This is a genomic window from Synechocystis sp. FACHB-908 (assembly GCF_014698595.1).
Taxonomy (GTDB): domain Bacteria; phylum Cyanobacteriota; class Cyanobacteriia; order Cyanobacteriales; family Microcystaceae; genus Synechocystis.
This window is the reverse complement of sequence record NZ_JACJTH010000030.1, coordinates 39,985-59,811: the sequence shown is the minus strand read 5'-3', so window position 1 is coordinate 59,811 and position 19,827 is coordinate 39,985. Positions and strand designations below refer to the sequence as shown.

Genomic DNA, 19,827 nt, shown 5'->3' with positions numbered 1-19,827 from the left:
AGTTGGTCTTGGATGGGATGGCAGATCGTTACAACCAAATTAATCACAGTAGTTAATGTTTTTGAGGGACATTATGGTTTTGAAAATATTGTTGGTGGCATCAGTATATATTTTGACAATTTACGGAGGTTTATTGCTCCTTAAGTATGTCATTGATCAGCAAACAAATAAGTTACAACCCTAATTAAATTAGCTGACTAATTGACTGATTTAGTTTATAGCTAATTCAACTAAGCATAGGGCAATATAAATAACCAAGGTAATTTTAATCTAAACCTTGCAGAAATTCTTACTGTCTTAATTTTATTTCAAATAGCTATAAAATTTACGGAGTAAAAGTTAGTTGTTAAGGGGCGGGGCAATGGTTTTCATTTCTACTTTTTCGTAGACGTGAACTTTGCTCTGTCCAAACCTATTTTTTGTTCTACTCAACTAGAAGCACTAGTGTAAAATCGCAGGGCAAATTGCCAAAAATAATGGGAAAGAGTCAACAGGGCGATCGCCAATCCGGCCGTTGCCAGTAACCAGATCGGATCAAGTCTGCCCAACATAGCCTCGGCGGGCACCGTGGTCAAAAAGGCAATGGGAATAATAAAAGTGAAAAAGATCCGGTAAATGGCGGGATAGGCCACCATGGGGTAACGCCCTGCCTCGAGGAATCCCTTCAGCACTTCAGTGACGTTATAAATTTTGACAAACCAAATGCTAGTGGCCCCTAACATAAACCAAATGCTATAGAGAACAATACACCCCAATCCAAGGAGTATCGTCCCCAACACCAAATCCCAGGCTTTTAGGTTTAAGCTCACCCCTGCATAGACAATCAGCCCCAGCCCAAAGCAAATATCCGGTACCCCCCAGGGGGACAGTTGCCGGAGGGAAAGCCAAAATTGACTACTGATCGGCTTTAACAGCACAAAATCCAGAGTGCCTTGCTCCACATAACGCACAATGCGATTCAGGTTCGGAATAAATAGGGTAGCCGCTAACCCCTGGAGAATGGTGAACATCCCCAGCACCACCAACGCTGATTGCCAATTCCAACCTGCAAAGCTATAGCCAGTGCGATAGAACAAAAACAGGCTGAATAAACTGCCCCCTAGATTCACCACACTGCCCACGCTAGCAATGACAAAGTTGAGGCGATACTCCAACTCAGCGGCGATCGCCGTTTGCCAAAATAGCCCTAAAACCCGGCGGTAGGTAGAAAATTTGCTCAAGGGTTACCAATGTAAGAATTTTGCTGGTTAGTTCGCTTAACCCCTACCAAAACCTTTACCTTTGCTCTCCGTCGGCAAGCTCAAACAATGGTTAAGTTGTTCACGGATTTTGTCATGGTCTAGGTCTTGACCAATTAACACCAACTGATTCGATTTTTCCCCTTTCCATTGGTCATCTTCCAGGCTAAAACGCTTGCCACTGAGGTGAAAAATATGCCGTTTTGGGCTTTCATTGAACCAAAGAATACCCTTAGCTCGGAAAATGTTGGGGGTTAATTGATTATCGAGAAAATACTGGAACTTACGAATGGAAAAGGGCTGCTCACTGCGGAAAGAAAGGGAGGTGAAGCCATCCATTTCTAGGTGGTCACTGTGGTACTTTTTGCCATGATCATGGTCATGGTCGTGATGATGATGATCATGGCCATGGTGGCTATGGTTATGGTTTGGATCTTGGCAATCGGGGGCACAATCATGGTCATGGCCGTGATCGTGGCTATGGTGATGGTGCTCGTGTTGTTCGGGAGCGTATTTGTCCGACTCAAACAGTCCCACACTGAGAATCAGGGGTAAAGGAACTTCCGCTTTTTGGGTGCGGAGAATTCTGGCTCCCGTTTTTAAATCCCGCAAACGGACTTCTAAAGAATCTACGTCTGCTTCCTCCACCAAATCAGTTTTATTAAGGACAATGATGTCTCCGTAGGTGATTTGACTTTGGGCCGCCTGGCTATTAAATAAATCCAAACTAAAATTCTCACAGTCCACCATGGTAATGATGGAATCCAGTCGGGTCATATCCCGCAATTCTGTGCCTAAAAAAGTCAGGGCCACAGGTAAAGGATCAGCTAAACCTGTAGTTTCCACTACCAAATAATCAATTTTCTGTTCCCGTTCTAAAACTTTATAAACTGCTTCAACTAAGTCTTCATTGATGGTGCAACAAACACAACCATTGCTCAATTCCACCATGTTTTTGTCACTGGCAATGACCAATTCATTATCAATGCCAATTTCACCAAATTCGTTCACCAAAACGGCGGTTTTAAGCCCCTGTTGATTGCTCAAAATATAGTTCAACAGAGTGGTTTTACCACTGCCCAAAAAGCCAGTGATGATGGTTACCGGCAATCCCTGTTTGGGAATGGCCATCGCTTCTGAAGTCTGGGGGGCATGGTCAACGGTGGACATATTTGTTGCTAAAACTGAGAAATTTTGAGGAAGGGAAAACTAGGATTCTCCCCGCGTTTTTTCATGGTACCACGGCTTTTTGAACTGACCGAGGCTGGGCACCGTTAACGGCGACGATCGCCAAGCTTGCGATAAACGGCCCGTAGATCAACGTTGTGATGGGCTAGGGCCACCAGGGTGTGGTAGAACAAATCCGCTACCTCTCCGGCGATGGCTTCCGGGTCATCATCTTTGCAAGCCATGACCACTTCCGCACTTTCTTCGCCAATTTTTTTGAGAATTTTATTATCTCCCCCCGCCAATAATTTACAGGTGTAGGATTCGGGGGTGGGGTGATCCCGGCGATCACCAATGACCCGAGCCAATTCCGTCAACATATCCGCTGGGGGAGGGGATTTATGGCCGTCCAGTTGATGGAAACAACTCCGTTCCCCGGTGTGGCAGGCAATGTCCCCCTTTTGCTCAATGGTCAGTAATAATGCGTCGCTGTCGCAGTCGTAGCGGATGCCCAAAAGTTTTTGAAAGTGGCCGGAGGTTGCTCCCTTATGCCATAGTTCTTGGCGGGAACGACTCCAATACCACACCTGTCCCGTGGCTAGGGTTTTCGCCAGGGCTGCTTCGTTCATCCAGGCCAACATCAACACCGTGCCGTCCAAATAGTCTTGGGCGATCGCCGGCACTAATCCCTGGTCGTTGTAGCGAATTTTATCGAGGGGGACAGCGTTAGCCAAAGGCAAATCAGAGTGGCTCATCAAAGGAAGGATGGGGGAATTCCGCCCCGCAGAACGGCTTGACATTTATCTTTCTAGCCTATCACTGGCCGTATTCCCGCAGGAAGTTGAGCAACTGCATTCTCCCCGCCCTGTCCTCTGGCTTTCATAAACCCAAATCGACTTGGTTCTATTCGGCGATCGCCTTCTCGTACAATGCTTTCAAACTCCGGTAGCGGTCTGAATAGTTCTGGATCACTTCCAAGGCAAACATCGGGGTTTGTTGCACTGCAAACAGAAAATGTTCCCGGTCCATAGCCACTAACTTGCAATCGGTTTTGGCGATCGCCGTGGAAGCCCTTTGATGATCGCTGTGGACAATGGCTCCTATGCCAAAAATGCCTCCGGCCTCAATGGTTTCAATAAACTTACCTTGCAAAGTCATCTCTACTTCGCCTTCCAACACCCCAAACATAGACAATTCCACTGCGCCTTCCTGGAAAATTACCTCCCCAGCTTTGTAGTTCTTTTCCACCGTCTTACCATACGTTTGCACGGTATTCATCATAATGCTAGTCATAACAAATTTCTTCCAAAGTTAAGAGAAGGTTAAAGAAGATTGACTCTAGCCCAAGAAATTAGGCCACTAAGTTTTTCACCTATCCTATCAGTGAAAGAGGCAATGATAGCCTTTAACAAATCTCTATAGTTTTCTTAAACTGTGCCGAAACCGATTGTTTAGCGCCAAATTTTCTTCAATACTAGGGCTGGTTTCACATCTGCTTCCTTGCCACTGGGCACCTGTAAACCAATAAATTTTTCTTGGTCCGGGGGAATAATGCGGGCTGCGGGGGTTTTACCCAAAATAGCGACGGTGTAGGTCCCAACGGCGATCGCCAAATGCATGGGAATCCCCTCCGTGCAAACCACTAAGTTAGCTCCAGCCAACAGAGCCGCCATTTTACCCACATCCCCTGGACGTATGGCAACTACCCCCGGATGTTGATCCTGCATGGCCTGCACCCAGCCCGTATTCTCCGCCGGGGGAATCAGCACAATTTTTAACCCCGGTTGTTTTTGCTTAATGTCTGCAATGATTTCATGCCATTGGGCAATGGGATAAGGGAAATCCCCCGTGTCCGGTTGACGTATGGCTCCGCCATTGAGCACCACATAACCACCACTTCCCAGGTCTAACTTTTTCTGGGTTGCCTCCATCCACTCAATGTCAGCCTTGGGCAGACTAATTTGGAGCGGAGGACAGGGCCGGTTAATGCCAAAACCTTGGGTCAGATCATGAAAAAGAAAAGGAACATACTGATCCGGTTTAAAAGGCACCGTCGCCGACAAAAAGAAACCAGCACTGCTCTGGTAACCCACCCGCTGGGGAATGCCATTGAGCCAGAGAAGCAACTCAATTGTCCATTGCCGGGCCACCGTTAGCACCGCTTCATATTCCCGGTCACGGATAACGCCCAACAGATTTAAAAAGTCCGCCAGACCGTTACGATCCCGATAATCGAAGGCCAGCACCTCATTGACCTGGGCACAAACCCTGTAGGCCGACTTGGCCCTAGGTTCCACAATTACGTCAATCGTTGCCTGGGGGTATTCCGCCTTGAGGGTGGCAATGGTTGGGAAAAACAGGATTTGCTCGGAGATTCCACCGGGGACAAGGGCTAGGATGCGCATTGTTCAAAAGCTGAAACAGCAGCAAAGGGCGTTTTAATCAGATTCACTATAGCAACTTTTTCGCCAATCCCCGCCTCAGCAATATCCTCGACAATTAACAAGGAGGACTCTCCTTCACCGCAAAACTTCCATAGCGATAATTTTTTGCCAATGATCCCATACTTACCCTGCCCTGGTTTGGACTCGGAGCTTACGACTAATGCCAAATTTAGGACACTGGAGGCCCCACAGTAGTATGAGCGTCAGGAATTATTAGCCAAGGTGAGATTGGTCTAGGGACAAGGATAATCGAAGACAATATTTAGGCTAACGATAAATCCAACGCTGGCCCCATTGGTACGATTCCCGTGGGATTAATATTCAAATGACTTTCGTAGTAATGGCCCTTGATATGTTGAAAATTAACAGTTTCAGCGATGCCAGGTTGGTGGTATAAATCCCGTAGATAACGCCACAGGTTGGGATAGTCCTGAATCCGCCGCAAGTTACATTTGAAATGCCCCACATAGACCACATCAAAACGAATCAAGGTGGTAAATAAGCGCCAGTCCGCTTCCGTAATTTCGTCCCCTGTTAAATATTGATGCCCCTGTAAAATTCCTTCTAACCAATCCAAGCTTTCAAATAACGGGGCGATCGCCTCTTCATAGGCCGTTTGGGTCGTGGCAAATCCACATTTATAAACGCCATTGTTAATGGTGTGATAAATCCGGTCATTGAGGGCGTCAATTTGGGTACGGAGAGCTTTGGGATAATAGTCCCCAGATTTTGCGCCCAGCCCATCAAAGGCACTGTTGAAAATTCTGATAATTTCCGACGATTCATTATTAACAATGGTCTGCTTTTGTTTGTCCCAAAGGATTGGTACTGTCACCCGACCACTATATTGGGCATCTGCCCTGGTATAAATTTGGTAAAGATACTCCGCATTAAATAACGGATCGGGCATTACCCCAGGGCCGGGGGCAAAGGTCCATCCATTTTCCCGCATCAACCAATGGACAACGGAAACATCAATCATTCCTTCTAAACCTTTGAGTTTACGGAAAATCAAGGTACGGTGCGCCCACGGACAGGCCAGGGAAACGTAAAGATGATAGCGCCCTGCTTCCGCTTTAAACCCACCGTGCCCCGTCGGCCCAGGCGATCCATCGGGGGTAATCCAATGGCGAAATTGGGAATCGTGCCGCACAAATCGGCCCCCTGTACTTTCCGTGTCGTACCATTGGTCCTGCCAAATGCCGTTGACGAGTAAGCCCATAATGTCCCTGCGCTGAAGATTGCCATTATCCCATTATGAAAGTTGCCGCCTGGATCGGCGATCGCCAATGGAGAATATTTCTCACCGTTAGTCAGCCATAGTTATCCCAAACTATTGGGGATCCAGCTTCAACACCGCCATAAATGCTTCCTGGGGCACATCCACTGTCCCGATCGCCTTCATGCGTTTTTTCCCTTTGGCTTGCTTTTGCAACAGCTTTTTCTTACGGGAAATGTCGCCACCGTAGCACTTGGCCAAAACATCCTTACGCAAAGCAGGAATATGCTCACTGGCAATGACCTTGGCCCCGATCGCCGCCTGGATGGGTACTTTGAACTGATGGCGGGGAATTAATTCTTTTAACTTACTGACCATGGCCCGGCCAACGTAATAGGCCTTATCCCGGTGGACAATCATGGCCAATGCATCCACCCCATCACCGTTAACCAAAATGTCCAGTTTGACCAGGGGATTTTCCCGATAACCAATTAATTGATATTCCATGCTAGCATAGCCCTTGGTGCGGGATTTTAACTGGTCGAAAAAGTCTGTGACCACCTCCGCCAAAGGTAATTCATAAATTAAAGCAGTTCGGGTTTGGGTGAAAAATTTCATATCCTTGAACACCCCCCGCCGACTTTGGCACAGTTCCATCAACGTGCCCACATAGGTTTCCGGGGTGATCATCTCCACTTTGATGAACGGTTCTTCCACCTTCAGCCGTTTTTGGATGGGAGGCAACAGACTGGGGTTATCCACTTCAATCACTTCTTCGTCGGTGGTGGTGACCCGGTAAATTACCGAAGGGGCAGTGGTGATCAAATCCAGGTTATATTCCCGTTCCAACCGCTCTTGGACAATTTCCATATGCAGTAATCCCAAAAAGCCGCAACGGAAACCAAATCCCATGGCGCTGGAAGTTTCCGGCTCGTAGGACAGGGCCGCATCGTTGAGCTTTAGCTTCTCCAACGCATCTTTTAAATCGGGATATTGATCCGCGTCAATGGGGAATAGCCCACAAAAAACCATGGGGTTAGCTTCGGTATAGCCCGGTAACGGTTCCGCCGCAGGACTGTTGGCCATGGTGATGGTGTCCCCTACCCTCGCATCGGCCACCGCCTTAATGGCCGCCGCAAAATAGCCTACTTCCCCGGCATGTAACGCTTCCACCTGTACCTGGGTGGGGGATAAAACTCCCAATTCATCAATGACATACTCCTTATCAGAAGCCATCAGACGTACCTTATCGCCTTTCTTCACCTGGCCGTCCATCACCCGGAAGTAAACCACTACCCCCCGGTAGGCATCGTAATAACTGTCAAAAATTAACGCCCGCAGGGGTTGATCCACCGTATCCGCTGGGGGGGGAACCTGTTGGACGATCGCCTCTAAAATGTCGTCTACCCCGATGCCAGCTTTAGCAGAAGCTTGGATAATGTCGCTGCAATCGAGCCCCACCACTTCCTCAATTTCCGCTGCCACCCGGTCTGGCTCCGCACTGGGAAGGTCAATTTTGTTTAAGACGGGAATAATTTCTAGATTGTTATCCAACGCTAGGTAAACGTTTGCCAACGTCTGGGCTTCCACCCCCTGGGAGGCATCCACCACCAACAACGCCCCTTCACAGGCGGCTAAGGAACGGGAAACTTCATAGGAAAAGTCCACATGGCCCGGGGTGTCAATCAGGTTAAGTACGTAATCCTGACCGTCCTTAGCCTTGTAATTCATGCGGGCGGCCTGGAGCTTGATGGTGATGCCCCGCTCCCGCTCCAAATCCATATTGTCCAGGAACTGCTCTTTCATTTCCCGTTGTTGCACCGTATCTGTCACCTGCAACAGGCGATCGGCCAAGGTGGATTTACCGTGGTCAATGTGGGCAATGATGGAGAAATTGCGGATGCGGCTAACGGGGACGTCGGTCATGGGGGGCAGGGCAATGGAAGTGTGATCAATAAATCGCCTTCACATTGTAATCCTTTCCTCGGTTAGAATTGCGGACTCCATCCTCAGTCATTAATTGATCTGAATGTAGGGAGCTTTTCATTTCTGGTTCATCACTTAGCAACAGTCTTGCATCGGGCATTTGTGCTTCAAATTGGGACGCAGTTTGGTACATAATATTTATTTAATTGTCCCAGCGTCAAGTAATGGAAAGGGAAGACGATGGTTGTCAAGAGCTTCTTCAGTTTGCTTAATATTTTCTAAAGTCAACAAGTCCAGTTGCCTAGCAAAAATTTCTTCGATCGCCAACAGTTGATAATCGGTGGTTAAAAAGCGGTGGTCAGAGGTAGCTCGGATTACTGAACCATCTTCCAATTCATATTCCAATACTTCCTGCTCTCCCCGGTCATGCCATTGGGCGATCGCCTGGGTGTAAACTCTCCCTTCTGGATCAACACTGTACACAGAACAATTAATTTCTTCACTCACAATTTTGCCAATGGGCAATGGGCCGTACTCAACGGTTAAAATTTCGGTGCCAAAACTGAGGCAATATTCCGCAAACTTAACCATCTGGTCAAATAAATTTTCCGCGATGCGGGAAGGCACTCCATGTTTAGTGGAACCATCGACAAATTTCGCCCGATGTTTTTGCATTTCTTCAGCTTTCTTTTTACCCATCGCCCGCCGCAACAAATCCGCTTCTCCTAGGGAATAATCAGCTAAATCCTGAGCCATTTTCATGATCTGCTCTTGGTACACGAGAACTCCATAGGTTTCGTTAAGAATGGGTTCTAAAAGTTTATGCTGATAGGAAATTTCTTCCCGGCCGTGTTTACGGTTAATGAAAATAGGAATTAGTCCTGCATCCAACGGTCCAGGGCGGTATAAAGCCAAAATGGATGAAATATCTTCAATGCCAGATGGTTTTAAATCCCGCACAATCTGTTTCATGCCCTGGGATTCCAATTGAAAAATTCCCTCTAAATCCCCTGCTTCTAGTAGTTTGTGGGTCTTTTTAACGTCGTCGGGTAACTTTTTTGAACCAGTGCGGGCACGAATCTGTAGGGCTTTTCGCTCCTGTAAAGGTAAGTCGTCCAAATCTAGTTCAATACCTTTTGTTTCTGCGACTAACTCCACCGCTCTCTGTAGGGTAGTCAGATTTTTCAAGCCTAAAAAATCCATTTTCAACAGACCCATGGCTTCCACATCTTCCATGTAATATTGGGTAATTACTGCCCCATCATTATTCTTTTGCAACGGCACAATTTGATCTAAAGGTTCAGAAGAAATTACCACCCCGGCAGCATGGACGCCGAAGGTTTTGTTCGTTCCTTCAATGCGAATGGCCATATCGATCCATTTTTTTACCCAAGGTTCATTATCATAGCGAGCTTTAAATTGGGGCTCCGGAGTTTGGTCGGAAATCATCACCTTTAATTTGGCTGGTTTACCCCTAGAAACAGGGATCATTTTGGCCATTTTGTCCGATTCTGCATAGGGAATATCTAATACTCTAGCTACATCTTTAAGCACCGCTTTGGAAGTCATGCGGTTAAAGGTAATAATTTGGGCAACCTTATCTTCCCCATACTTTTGGGTAACATACTCAATCATTTCATCCCGGCGATCAATACAAAAATCCGTATCTACATCGGGCATAGATTTCCGTTCTGGGTTCAAAAAGCGCTCAAAAATTAGTCCATGGTGTACTGGATCAATGTTGGTGATTTTCATGCAATAGGCCACCAAAGATCCCGCTGCTGAGCCTCGCCCTGGTCCTACGGGAATGCCATGATCTCGGGCATATTTAATGTAATCCCAAACTACAAGAAAATAGGTGCAAAAACCCATTTTTTCTAACATTCTTAATTCATATTCCAGCCGTTCTTTGTACACCGGAGTAATATCAGCCCTTTCTCGACATTTCAACCTTTCTAACAGACCATCCCAGGCAATATCTTCCACATAGGTTTCAGGGGTATGGTTGGGGGGAATGGGATAATGGGGAATGCGGGGTTCCCCTAGAATGCTGTAGGCTTCAACTTTATCGGCTACTTCCAGAGTGTTGGCGATCGCCGTTTCGATGATATCGTCCGGCAAATGATCCCGAAAAAGCAAATGCATTTCTTCGGCGGATTTGAGATATTCTGTGCCGCTGTAGCGCAATCTTTTTTCTTCAGTAATTAACTTACCCGTTTGAATACAAAGGAGGGCATCATGGGCCTCCACATCGTTGCAGGAGATAAAATGGGAATCGTTGGTGGCAACAATTTTAATGTCTAATTCCTGGGCAATTTTGACCAAGTTAATATTAACTAAACGGTCCTCCACAGAACCATGGTCTTGGATTTCCAAATAGTAGTCATCGCCAAATAAATTCTTATACCATTTAGCTACTTGGCGGGCATGGTCTAAATCTCCTTTTAAAATTGCTTGGGGCACTTCACCCCCCAGACAAGCACTGGTAACTATCAACCCTTCTTTGTATTGTTCTAGCAGCTCTTTGTTAATACAAGGTCGAGCAAAAATGCCGCTGCCTTGAATACCTTTCAAGTTAGAAATGGTGGTGAGTTTAACTAAATTTCTGTAACCCTGATTATTCTTCGCTAAAACTACCTGGTGGAAACGACGGTGACGCTTATTAATTTCAATGTCACCATTTATCACATACATTTCATTGCCAATGATGGGTTTAATCGGTTTGCCCCGGCAGACTTTCAGCAATTCCACCGCCCCATACATCACCCCATGGTCCGTCAGGGCGATCGCCGGCATACCCAGTTCAATGGCCCGGTCAATCAAGGCGGGTAATTGGGAAGCCCCATCCAGGAGGCTATAGTCGCTGTGGATATGGAGACCGACGAAGGACATGGCTAGAAATATAACAACAGACCCCTATGATAAACCTTTTACAATGGGGACTAGCACCTAAATTGTTAGTTAAGTTCATTCAAGGACAAGAATATCGTTAAGATTTCCTCGATTGTATTCTGAAGTAATATACAAAAAAATATCTCATTTTATGTCAACCCTACTTACCGACCCCCATTTAAAACGTAGACAAATTTTCCTTTCCCTAATTAAAAAAAGGGTCAAACCTGGTACTGGCAGTAGCCTCATTTTTTTAAATAAACGAACTTGGAATTTACCCGTGACTGATATTCGTCAATTAATCAAAGATGTTCCCTTTGCCGTAGTCGGGGGAGTAGCAACTAGGCTTTACATGCCGGAACGTATGACATTAGACCTCGACATCATAATTCCAGCTGATAGAGCACAACTAGCCTATCAAAATCTAAGAGATGCCGGGGCAACCAAAGTGAGCGATTTAACAATTCCCGGTAGTCAGTGGAATTTGCCTAATGGAACTTCATTGGATGTGCTCGAAGTTGATGAACCTTGGTTAGAAACAGCTCTTAAGTTTCCCAATTACGCTCCTGATGGTTTGCCAATTATTGACTTGCCATATTTGATTTTAATGAAGTTAAATGCCAGCCGCAGCCAAGATTTAGCTGACATCAGTCGAATGGTTGGAGGTGCTACAGATACTCAACTCGAAAAAGTTAGAATGATGGTCGCCAAACACTTGCCCACAGCAACAGAAGATTTGGAAAGTTTAATTATGTTAGGTAAATTAGAACAACAAGCAAATTAAACGTTAAGACTAACTTCCTATTGGGGTACCACTATCATTTGTTCTAATTGGCGAAACAATTCAGGATTTTTTTGTAGATAATCAACAATGCCACCCGCCTGACGGGCCATCTCATTCATTAGCCCCGGCATGGCTTGGATTTCTTGAATGATGGTGGGATTATTCCTCAATATCTGCTCCATGGTTTTAATCACCAGGTCAGGATTTTCCCTCAGTAATTGCTCTGCCTGTTGAATAAGTTGGGGATTTTGCTCCAATTGTTGTTGTACTTCGTTAAGGTCGATCGCCTGGGCTTGCAGAGTAGGGGAATTAACTCGAATAATTTGAGTCGGTTCGACTGTGAATGCCCCCACAGGAGCAAGGGCTAGAGTGAGGGTTAAACCACCGGAGAACAGGGAGGAAAGCATAGAATCTGGGGTGACTGGGGTGAAGGAGTTTTCCCAATTCTAGCTTTAGTGATTGCTGTGCTCCATGGGTTTTTCCATGGGTTTATCGGTCATGGGCATTTCCTGGGTGGGCATTGCACCATGGCCCTTGCCTCCTTTGTGACCACCGAAGTAGGACATATTCACTTCACCAAACGCTACCATCCCCATGGTGACAAATCCAGCGGCGATCGCCCCCATACCTACCATGCCAACGGAAATCACCCCCATGGGCACAATGCCAATGGCCACTACCCCCATGGGAGCTACCCCCACTGCCACATAACCCGTTGGAGTAATGCCAAAGGAAAATAGGCGGGCTTGGTACCATTTACGGGAAGGATCCGGGCTGCTGCAGTCTAAAGACTGATTGTTTTCCGGTGACTTGGTTTCGATGGGGTTTTCCGTGGACATGGGGAAATTTAGTAAATTTCTGCTAAAAGAATGCCCCCTATCCTAGGCAGAATAACGTTCAAGGGTCAAAAGACAGCCCGTCAAACTTGGTTTCCCGGCGGGCTAGGGCGAAAGTCCACTAATTTTATGTGCCAATAATTTATCTAATGAATCCATTTGCGGGGTTCACTGGCCCGGCGAATGTTGCGCCAAATTTGGGTGGCGGCCAGGGTGCCATCGGCCACTGCTACGGATACCTGGTTTAAACCTTTTTTCAAATCTCCCAGGGCAAAGATCCGGGGATGGCTGGTTTGGGCCATGTCATTGGTGACCAAATTTTCCCCGTCCCATTCCAAACCTTCAATGCCCTTGAGGTAATGGTTATGGTACACAGAACCCATGTTGATCAAACCCGTTGTGGCTTCCACCACAGTGCCATCTACCAATTCCACCCCACTCATTTTGTGGTCTTCTCCCAAAAATTTGGTGATCGCCGCTTCGTGGAGAGGATAACCGTGGTCTGCTAACTTAGCTTTCATTTCATCACCGACAGTGCAAAGCCCATGGGTCAAAACAGTAATGTAGGGCGTAAACCAATTCAAAACAAAGGCAGCATTAATTTGTCCTTCGGTGCCCGCAATCAACACAGCCTTTTGATCCCACATATCAAACCCGTCACAAATCATGCAAACGTGCAGAGTGTAACCGGCATAGTCATAAACATTTTGCATATCCTCCAACTGGGGTAGATTGTCGATAATGCCCGTGGCGGCGATGACATATTTAGTCCGAAAAATCGGATAAAGACTATCTTTCTTACCCACTTTCACCTTCACGGCAAGGGTATCTCCCTCATCGGTTACATCTTCCACATAACCCCGCAACAAATCTGCGCCCCAATGGAGAGCCTGTTGGGTGCTGTGGGTGATGATGTCCCGCCCCGGTGTATCGGGATCTAGCCCCACATAGTTGCGTAAATCCTGCATCCAGAAGGATCGGCCCCGCCCTTTTTCCACCACCAGACATTTCAGTCCATAGCGGGCTAAATAGATGGCGGCGGACAAACCCCCCATGCCTCCCCCTAAAACGATGGCATCGTAAACCGTGTCGAGACGGGCATCTAAATTTTTGCTGGATAATTTCACGGGGCCTCTCCTCGGCTTAATATTGGTTAACTAATGACAGAACTAAATGGACAAATAAATACGGAGCTAGGTTTTAGCTCATCCAAAGTTTCTATTCTTAGTATAAATCCCTAATTTTGCTCGGGGTCGATGGGCTTTTCCCCTACTGGGGGAGCCGGCAGATTGGGCTCAGTCTCGGCACTGGGATTTTCCGGTGGTGGGATCACAGGCACCGTATTGCTGGGCTGGGGAGTAGGGGAAATCTGGGGAGGAACAGTGGGCTTGGGGGTGGGAGAAGGACTAGGTTTTGGTACAGGGGCTGGGGTAACAGGAATGGAAATAGTGGGTGATGGTTGAGGACTGATGGTGGGGGATGGACTGGGTTTAGGTTCAGGAATAGGGGCAGGTTCGTCCAAACTGGGTTCCGGCTCCATGGGAGTGATCGTATCCTCTGTTGGACTAGAGGTGGTTTCCGGGCTGGGACTGGGGCTGGGGGTGGGTTCCGGGCTAGGGGTTGCTGGAGTGGGAATAGGGCTAGGAGTTTCAAATAAATTGGGTCTAGGCTCCAGGGAGGGCAGGGGAATGGGCGTTTCCTCTGTGGGTTCTTCCACCGCTGGGGGAGGATTATTGCGCCGTTGACTGGTAACCCAAAATCCCGCCGCCATGCCGCCGCCAATCACTAGCAGTACGACAAGGGGCATAACAACCCATTTCATCAATGGTGAACCCTCCTGGGTTTCGGTGTATCCGGTAAACTCTTGAGTGTAAACCTTGGTGGCTTGGGTGTCGTTGGCGTTGTAGGGAGTGCCCACCACTAGGGTTGGGGCCGTAGGTTGGTGATTAGATTTGGTCTTGCCATTAGCAACGGTGTTTCCCGGGCGATCGCCTTTGGTCATGGGCACATTGCTGAAATTGCCCTGGAGGGTCTGGGCCATGGCAGTGGCGGAATTAAATCTTTCCCGGGGATGGTAGCGCACTGCTTGGTCTATGACCTTAGCTAGGGTAGGACTGACTTGGGGAGCCCCCTGTCGCCAAAGGATTTCTCCGGTGCGGCTGTCACTGGTTAGATATTGGGGGGTTTTACCGGTGAGCAAAAAAATAGCCGTTAGTCCCAAACTGTACAGATCGCTGGAAAAAACTGGCCGTCCAGCGGCTTGCTCCGAAGCCATGTAACCGGGGGTACCCAACGCCACAGAATAGGCACTACGGCCATCGGGATTAACCAACGTGCCCATGGTTTCTTTGATGATGCCGAAATCAATCAGAATAGGCTTACCATCAGCTTCCCGCAGGATAATATTGTCGGGCTTAATGTCCCGGTGGATAATGCGCCGTTGATGGATAAACTCCAACACAGGCAAAATCCCCAGCAATAATTCCTCCACCGCTGTACTGGAAAAATTACCCTTTTGGGCGTGGGCTTGGGTGAGGGTCAGCCCAGGAATCCACTCCTGCACCAGGTAAAAATCTTCCCCTTCACTGAAATAGGCATACAGTTGGGGAATCTGGGGATGGTTCTCCCCCAACTCCTCTAGGGTGGCCGCCTCCCGATGGAATCTTTCCCGCAACCATGAGGGAATTTCTGGATTTTCCAGCACTGGTTTGAGGTGCTTGATCACACATTTCCGGGCGGAGGGCATGTGGGTGTCCTGGGCCAAAAAAGTTTCCCCAAATCCTCCCCTGCCCAGGGTTTCAATAATTCTGTAGCGATTGTTGAGTAGTTTGAGTGGGGTAACCATAGCAATGCCCTATGCTCCTAGCTTGTCCAGCTTTCAAATAAACCATTCTGCGGCCCTGGCCCCAAGTTCCAGGGGAATACTAACTGCTTTGCCTAGGCGGGGTTTTTCTTTGGTTTGGGCAATGAACTGTTGCACCTGCTCCCCCCCTCCCCAGGCCTGGAGATACTGGGCGATCGCCTCTAGATTAGCGAAATAATCCTCTTCCGAGAGGGGAAAGGAAGCCTGTTCTAGGTACCGCCACATAATCTGTAGAAAAATGCGGTCTTTGATGCGTCGCAATTGCACATCGAAAGAATAACCCCATTTATCCACAATCAACTGGTGTAACTGTTTACCGGTCATGGTTCAACACCGAAATTGCCCCAGGCGATCGCCGCTTGATACCCATGCCTAGACAGGTTTGGATTTTTCAGCGACAATTTTCCCTAGTCCCATTAAAGCATTCCATGACTGTCAGCACCGCCACCCCTGCCCCCACCGCCATGAGCCAGGTCGTCAATGGTTTATTGGCCGTCAAGCCCCTGTGGAACGTGGCCAAATGGCAAGCCCGCTCCATGATGATCAAACGGGCAGAAAGATTGGGGATCCCCTGGCGGGAAACAGTAAAAAATTATCAACAGCAGGACTGGCAAAGCCATTGGCGATCGGTGGTGGATGAAGAGTTAACCTATCCCGATTATTACAACGCCTCCTTCCACGGCTATGACCAGGGGCACATGTGTTGGGACGCAGCCTTTGAATTTGAAGTGGCGGCCAACGCTGTCCATTCGAGCCTTTACCCAGAAGCAGGGGCCCAAGGGGATGCCGAGTTACGACGTAGTTACCACGATGTTTTGTTAGCTCAATTGCCCCAAGCGCCCCAAACCATCCTGGACTTACATTGCACCGTGGGCTTGAGTAGCTTTACCTTGCAAGCCTGCTACCCAGAAGCAAAATTAACTGGGCTAGATTTCTCCCCCTATTACGTCGCCCTTGCCCATCACCATGGCAGAGAAAGGGAAACCGATATCAATTGGGTTCATGCCCTACCAGAGGCCACTGGATTAAAAGCCCAGACTTTTGACCTAGTTTCCGCTTTTTTGCTGTTCCACGAAATGCCCCAGGAACCCACCAGGCGAATTTTCCGGGAGGCTCGGCGTTTAGTGAAAACGGGCGGTCATTTCACTTTTATGGATATGAATCCCCGTTCCCAGGCTTATCTGACTATGCCACCCCATATTATGACCCTGCTCAAAAGTACGGAACCGTTCATGGACCAATATTTTGCTTTGGATGTGGAGCAGGAATTACTATCCGCTGGTTTTGATCGGGTGACCATCCAACCTAATAGCCCTCGACACCGCACTGTCATCGCTTCCGTACAACCCTAGGGACTATTCCCAACTCTGACCCGTCCTAATTTGCTATGGAAGAAACTTTTGTCGCACCGAACGGAGATAGTGATAGCAATTTCGGCTTGGCTCTGGCTGCCCTGACCCAGTCTTTGCAAAAATTGCAGACTCGTTACGACGAAGTTCAGTCCCAAAGGGCTAAGCAACAACAAATCCAAGAATATCGTACTGATGTGGAAGCCAGGCTCCAGGGAGAAGCCCAGACCGAATTGGAGCAGGAACTGGCCCGCATCCGCTCGGAATTGGAAGCGTTGTCCCTTGAACTAGAAAGTGAACTATTGACCGATCGCCAGTTGCAAAAAATGTTTTGGGATGGCCTACGGCGGGGGTTAATGGGGGACGTGTTTTGGCAAATTATCCGCTTTGGCGGTCTGGGTTTGGTGCTGGGTTGGGCCCTAAAAAGCTGGGTTGGGTAAACAGTCTGCCAACAATTGAGGTTAGCATTGGCCAACCCTGGAAAAGTTTTGCTAAAAATTAATTCGGGTCTCCAGCGAGCGGCTAAAACTAGGGAATTTTAAAGTTTGTCAGTTTCCCCCAACTTCAAAGTTGAGAAGCTAGGGGACTTTTCCCCTGCCCTCTAGTGGAGGAAATGGCGCACCCCAGTGAAAATCATCACTAAGCCCAATTCGTTGGCCGCTTGGATGGAATCCTGGTCCCGCATGGACCCCCCCGGTTGGATGATGGTGGTAATGCCGGCGGCGGCGGCGGTGCGGACAGAATCGTCAAAGGGAAAGAACGCATCACTGGCCAAGCAAGCTCCCTGGGCTTCTGTGCCCGCTTGTTTAAGGGCAATTTCCACCGAGCCGACTCGATTCATTTGTCCTGCTCCCACCCCCAAGGTGGTTTTATTTTTGGTGATGGTGATGGCGTTGGATTTAACGTGTTTGCACACTTTCCAGGCAAAAGCTAGTTCCGCCAACTCCTCCCCACTGGGTTGTTTTTCCGTCACCACCTGCCAAGTGCTGGGGTCTTCCCGTTCATCATCCGCTGACTGTACTAAAAATCCTCCGGCGATCGCCTTAATGGTTTGGCTGGGGCCGGTGGCCAGATCGGGGAGAATCAATACCCGCAAATTGTTTTTCTTAGCTAGAATTTCCTGGGCTTCAGCATCACAGCCCGGGGCCACAATACATTCCAAAAAAGTTTTGACCATGGCCGCCGCCGTGGGTCCATCCAGGGGTTGATTCAAGGCGACAATGCCCCCAAAAGCGGAAGTGGCATCAGCATTAAAGGCTTTTTGATAGGCTTCTACCAATGTGGGGGCCAGGGCGACACCGCAGGGATTAGTGTGCTTTAAAATCACCGCCGCCGGTTCCCTGACATCGAATTCGTTGATAATGCGCCGGGCTGCTTCCAAATCCACCAAATTGTTATAGCTCAGTTCCTTGCCCTGGAGTTTCTCGGCCTTGGCCCAGCCGGTGGCTTCCCGCCCAGTTTGATACCAACCTGCACTTTGGTGGGGATTTTCCCCATACCGCAACGGTTGCCGCAATGTACCGCTAAGGCCAAATTGGTTTGCACTGTCCCCACTTAAACCACTGAAATAATTGGCGATCGCCTGGTCATAGGCATTGGTGAGGGCAAAGGCTTCCCCAGCGAATTGTTGGCGCAAAGCCAAGGGTATTTCCCCCTGTTCCTGCAGAGCTTGGAGATAGGCTTCGTACTGGTTGGGATTGGTGAGGACAGTGGTATGGGCAAAGTTTTTGGCGGTGGCTCGAATCATGGCCGGGCCACCAATATCAATCTGTTCCACTGCTTCAGCAACGGTGACCCCCGGTTTAGCAATGGTTTGCTCAAAGGGATAAAGGTTAACCACGACCAGATCTAACGGACGAATATCGTTAGCTTCTAAATCCGCCTGGTCACTGGGCAAATCCCGCCGGGCTAAAATACCCCCATGGATGCGGGGATGCAACGTTTTGACCCGTCCACCCAAAATTTCTGGTGCCCCGGTGTAATCACTCACCTTGGTGACAGGAACCCCAGCTTCTTTGAGGGTTTTGGCAGTACCACCACTACTGATCAGGTCAAACTGAAATTCATTCACTAGCCGTTGGGCCAGTTCCACAATGCCACTTTTGTCGGACACACTCAGCAGGGCTAAACGGGCCATTGCCTTCTCCTCTTGGTAATTTTTCCATCCCCCATTATCCCCCAGGAGTTGGTCTCCCTTACCCTTTCCTGTCCAGACTAGGCGGTTGGAAATGGTACACTGCCTCGATCGCCTGACGACAACCATCTGCCAAACAATCTAGTAAAACTTCTCCCTTCTCTTTGGTGGCTACGGTGGCATCCCCCATCACCCCACTGCGACTCACTTCTTTGGTTAACCAAGCAAAGGGCAAACTTCCTTCCATACTCAAAAGTTCATCATCGGCGGGAATGCCCTGGGGAAATTCCTTTACTAAACGATCTTCCCGCACCAGTTCAGGCCAGAGGGCCATCATTAAGCTGGTTTCCCCATCCCCCGCATGGATACCGTGGGTCATCTCTTTGGGAGTGAGTAAATCCGCCGCACAATGGGGCATCCGCCAAGTAAAAAAGGGGAAAATTTGTAAATCTGGATAAATCTGGTGCAGATCCCTGGCCGCAATTTCCAACACCTGAATCTGGCCACCGTGGGAGTTGAGCAAAATCCATTTACGGAAGCCCGATTGATACAAGCTCGCCGCCACTTCCTTGAGAATAACCAACAAAGTTTCTGCGCTGAGGGTGATTACCCCAGGGAAACCCATATGTTCATTGGACTTGCCATAGTACAAAGTTGGGAGCACGTAGGCCGGAATTTCCGGTGCCAAAGTTTGCAATGCCTTGCCCAAAACCCCCTCAGAAATGGCTGCATCCACCACCAATGGTAAATGGGGACCATGCTGTTCAATGGAACCCAGGGGCTGAATAATAATGGTTTTGTCCTTATCCGGCAGAGCTTCAATATCGGTCCACGTTAGGTAGGCAAAATAACGCTGGGGGGGAATAAGGGCGGAAGGTCGCATGGTTCAGATTTTCAGACGGGGGAAGATAAATAAAACTTTTTCTAGGATCTATTCTCAATAAGACTCCACTATTGCAACTGCTGAGCCAAGGG

Annotated in this window: 19 protein-coding genes; 3 read left to right on the top strand and 16 right to left on the bottom strand. The window is 48.3% G+C overall.

The window, feature by feature from the left end; all coding sequences use genetic code 11:
* Positions 1-428 precede the first annotated feature (428 nt).
* From H6G46_RS10900 to H6G46_RS10860, 9 genes are all read right to left on the bottom strand, one after another.
* Entirely contained in the window at positions 429-1,121 is a 693-nt protein-coding gene (locus tag H6G46_RS10900; protein WP_010874357.1) for an ABC transporter permease, read from the bottom strand.
* Between the two features lie 135 nt (positions 1,122-1,256).
* Positions 1,257-2,408 (bottom strand): GTP-binding protein, encoded by a 1,152-nt coding sequence (locus H6G46_RS10895; RefSeq protein WP_010874356.1) that lies wholly within the window; start codon positions 2,406-2,408, stop codon positions 1,257-1,259.
* A gap of 104 nt (positions 2,409-2,512) precedes the next feature.
* Positions 2,513-3,160, bottom strand: coding sequence for a bifunctional phosphoribosyl-AMP cyclohydrolase/phosphoribosyl-ATP diphosphatase HisIE (gene hisIE / locus H6G46_RS10890; protein ID WP_014407168.1), 648 nt, complete (start codon positions 3,158-3,160; stop codon positions 2,513-2,515).
* Between the two features lie 148 nt (positions 3,161-3,308).
* A complete protein-coding gene (locus tag H6G46_RS10885; protein ID WP_010874354.1) occupies positions 3,309-3,698 on the bottom strand; it encodes a cyclic nucleotide-binding domain-containing protein in 390 nt (129 codons plus the stop codon).
* 158 nt (positions 3,699-3,856) lie between these two features.
* The gene (locus tag H6G46_RS10880; RefSeq protein WP_010874353.1) at positions 3,857-4,810 is read right to left on the bottom strand and encodes a glycosyltransferase family 9 protein; all 954 of its coding nucleotides are present in this window, start codon (positions 4,808-4,810) and stop codon (positions 3,857-3,859) included.
* Positions 4,798-5,016, bottom strand: coding sequence for a hypothetical protein (locus tag H6G46_RS10875; protein ID WP_041428206.1), 219 nt, complete (start codon positions 5,014-5,016; stop codon positions 4,798-4,800). The genes H6G46_RS10880 and H6G46_RS10875 overlap by 13 nt, the downstream gene beginning before the upstream one ends.
* Positions 5,017-5,111: 95 nt before the next feature.
* A complete protein-coding gene (locus H6G46_RS10870) occupies positions 5,112-6,071 on the bottom strand; it encodes a glutathione S-transferase family protein (RefSeq protein WP_010874352.1) in 960 nt (319 codons plus the stop codon).
* Between the two features lie 111 nt (positions 6,072-6,182).
* Positions 6,183-7,994: a translation elongation factor 4 gene (gene lepA, locus H6G46_RS10865; protein WP_010874351.1), complete on the bottom strand. Its 1,812-nt coding sequence runs from the start codon at positions 7,992-7,994 to the stop codon at positions 6,183-6,185.
* A gap of 198 nt (positions 7,995-8,192) precedes the next feature.
* On the bottom strand, positions 8,193-10,886 hold the full coding sequence (locus H6G46_RS10860) for a trans-splicing intein-formed DNA polymerase III subunit alpha N-terminal partner DnaE-N (RefSeq protein WP_010874350.1): 2,694 nt from the start codon (positions 10,884-10,886) through the stop codon (positions 8,193-8,195).
* 280 nt (positions 10,887-11,166) lie between these two features.
* Here H6G46_RS10860 and H6G46_RS10855 point away from each other — a divergent pair, with 280 nt between their 5' ends.
* Positions 11,167-11,670, top strand: coding sequence for a hypothetical protein (locus H6G46_RS10855; RefSeq protein ID WP_223211315.1), 504 nt, complete (start codon positions 11,167-11,169; stop codon positions 11,668-11,670).
* Between the two features lie 17 nt (positions 11,671-11,687).
* On the opposite strand, the gene H6G46_RS10850 is transcribed toward H6G46_RS10855, so the two are convergent.
* The 5 genes from H6G46_RS10850 to H6G46_RS10830 all read right to left on the bottom strand — a co-directional run bounded on the left by H6G46_RS10850 (position 11,688) and on the right by H6G46_RS10830 (position 15,693).
* Entirely contained in the window at positions 11,688-12,077 is a 390-nt protein-coding gene (locus H6G46_RS10850) for a hypothetical protein (RefSeq protein ID WP_010874348.1), read from the bottom strand.
* A gap of 45 nt (positions 12,078-12,122) precedes the next feature.
* Positions 12,123-12,509 (bottom strand): hypothetical protein, encoded by a 387-nt coding sequence (locus H6G46_RS10845; RefSeq protein ID WP_010874347.1) that lies wholly within the window; start codon positions 12,507-12,509, stop codon positions 12,123-12,125.
* Positions 12,510-12,652: 143 nt separating this feature from the next.
* Positions 12,653-13,633: an NAD(P)/FAD-dependent oxidoreductase gene (locus H6G46_RS10840; RefSeq protein ID WP_010874346.1), complete on the bottom strand. Its 981-nt coding sequence runs from the start codon at positions 13,631-13,633 to the stop codon at positions 12,653-12,655.
* A 110-nt stretch (positions 13,634-13,743) separates the two neighbouring features.
* Positions 13,744-15,351: a serine/threonine-protein kinase gene (locus tag H6G46_RS10835; protein WP_010874345.1), complete on the bottom strand. Its 1,608-nt coding sequence runs from the start codon at positions 15,349-15,351 to the stop codon at positions 13,744-13,746.
* A gap of 33 nt (positions 15,352-15,384) precedes the next feature.
* Positions 15,385-15,693 (bottom strand): DUF3067 family protein, encoded by a 309-nt coding sequence (locus H6G46_RS10830; RefSeq protein WP_010874344.1) that lies wholly within the window; start codon positions 15,691-15,693, stop codon positions 15,385-15,387.
* 44 nt (positions 15,694-15,737) lie between these two features.
* Between H6G46_RS10830 and H6G46_RS10825 the strand changes: the two genes are divergently transcribed.
* Both H6G46_RS10825 and H6G46_RS10820 read left to right on the top strand, forming a co-directional pair.
* A complete protein-coding gene (locus tag H6G46_RS10825; protein ID WP_010874343.1) occupies positions 15,738-16,721 on the top strand; it encodes a class I SAM-dependent methyltransferase in 984 nt (327 codons plus the stop codon).
* A 35-nt stretch (positions 16,722-16,756) separates the two neighbouring features.
* On the top strand, positions 16,757-17,158 hold the full coding sequence (locus H6G46_RS10820; RefSeq protein ID WP_010874342.1) for a hypothetical protein: 402 nt from the start codon (positions 16,757-16,759) through the stop codon (positions 17,156-17,158).
* 161 nt (positions 17,159-17,319) lie between these two features.
* Here the strand turns inward: H6G46_RS10820 and purH are convergent, their stop codons facing one another.
* Both purH and H6G46_RS10810 read right to left on the bottom strand, forming a co-directional pair.
* Complete coding sequence (purH, locus tag H6G46_RS10815; protein WP_014407167.1) at positions 17,320-18,855, bottom strand: bifunctional phosphoribosylaminoimidazolecarboxamide formyltransferase/IMP cyclohydrolase; 1,536 nt, start codon at positions 18,853-18,855, stop codon at positions 17,320-17,322.
* Between the two features lie 58 nt (positions 18,856-18,913).
* The gene (locus tag H6G46_RS10810) at positions 18,914-19,735 is read right to left on the bottom strand and encodes a creatininase family protein (protein ID WP_010874340.1); all 822 of its coding nucleotides are present in this window, start codon (positions 19,733-19,735) and stop codon (positions 18,914-18,916) included.
* Between the last annotated feature and the right edge of the window lie 92 nt (positions 19,736-19,827).

Coding starts and splice junctions, on each gene's coding strand:
- H6G46_RS10895 (WP_010874356.1), bottom strand. CDS start 2,408: ATGTCCACCGTTGACCATGCCCCCCAGACTTCAGAAGCGATGGCCATT.
- hisIE (WP_014407168.1), bottom strand. CDS start 3,160: ATGAGCCACTCTGATTTGCCTTTGGCTAACGCTGTCCCCCTCGATAAA.
- H6G46_RS10885 (WP_010874354.1), bottom strand. CDS start 3,698: ATGACTAGCATTATGATGAATACCGTGCAAACGTATGGTAAGACGGTG.
- H6G46_RS10880 (WP_010874353.1), bottom strand. CDS start 4,810: ATGCGCATCCTAGCCCTTGTCCCCGGTGGAATCTCCGAGCAAATCCTG.
- H6G46_RS10870 (WP_010874352.1), bottom strand. CDS start 6,071: ATGGGCTTACTCGTCAACGGCATTTGGCAGGACCAATGGTACGACACG.
- lepA (WP_010874351.1), bottom strand. CDS start 7,994: ATGACCGACGTCCCCGTTAGCCGCATCCGCAATTTCTCCATCATTGCC.
- H6G46_RS10860 (WP_010874350.1), bottom strand. CDS start 10,886: ATGTCCTTCGTCGGTCTCCATATCCACAGCGACTATAGCCTCCTGGAT.
- H6G46_RS10850 (WP_010874348.1), bottom strand. CDS start 12,077: ATGCTTTCCTCCCTGTTCTCCGGTGGTTTAACCCTCACTCTAGCCCTT.
- H6G46_RS10845 (WP_010874347.1), bottom strand. CDS start 12,509: ATGTCCACGGAAAACCCCATCGAAACCAAGTCACCGGAAAACAATCAG.
- H6G46_RS10835 (WP_010874345.1), bottom strand. CDS start 15,351: ATGGTTACCCCACTCAAACTACTCAACAATCGCTACAGAATTATTGAA.
- H6G46_RS10830 (WP_010874344.1), bottom strand. CDS start 15,693: ATGACCGGTAAACAGTTACACCAGTTGATTGTGGATAAATGGGGTTAT.
- H6G46_RS10825 (WP_010874343.1), top strand. CDS start 15,738: ATGCCTAGACAGGTTTGGATTTTTCAGCGACAATTTTCCCTAGTCCCA.
- H6G46_RS10820 (WP_010874342.1), top strand. CDS start 16,757: ATGGAAGAAACTTTTGTCGCACCGAACGGAGATAGTGATAGCAATTTC.
- purH (WP_014407167.1), bottom strand. CDS start 18,855: ATGGCCCGTTTAGCCCTGCTGAGTGTGTCCGACAAAAGTGGCATTGTG.
- H6G46_RS10810 (WP_010874340.1), bottom strand. CDS start 19,735: ATGCGACCTTCCGCCCTTATTCCCCCCCAGCGTTATTTTGCCTACCTA.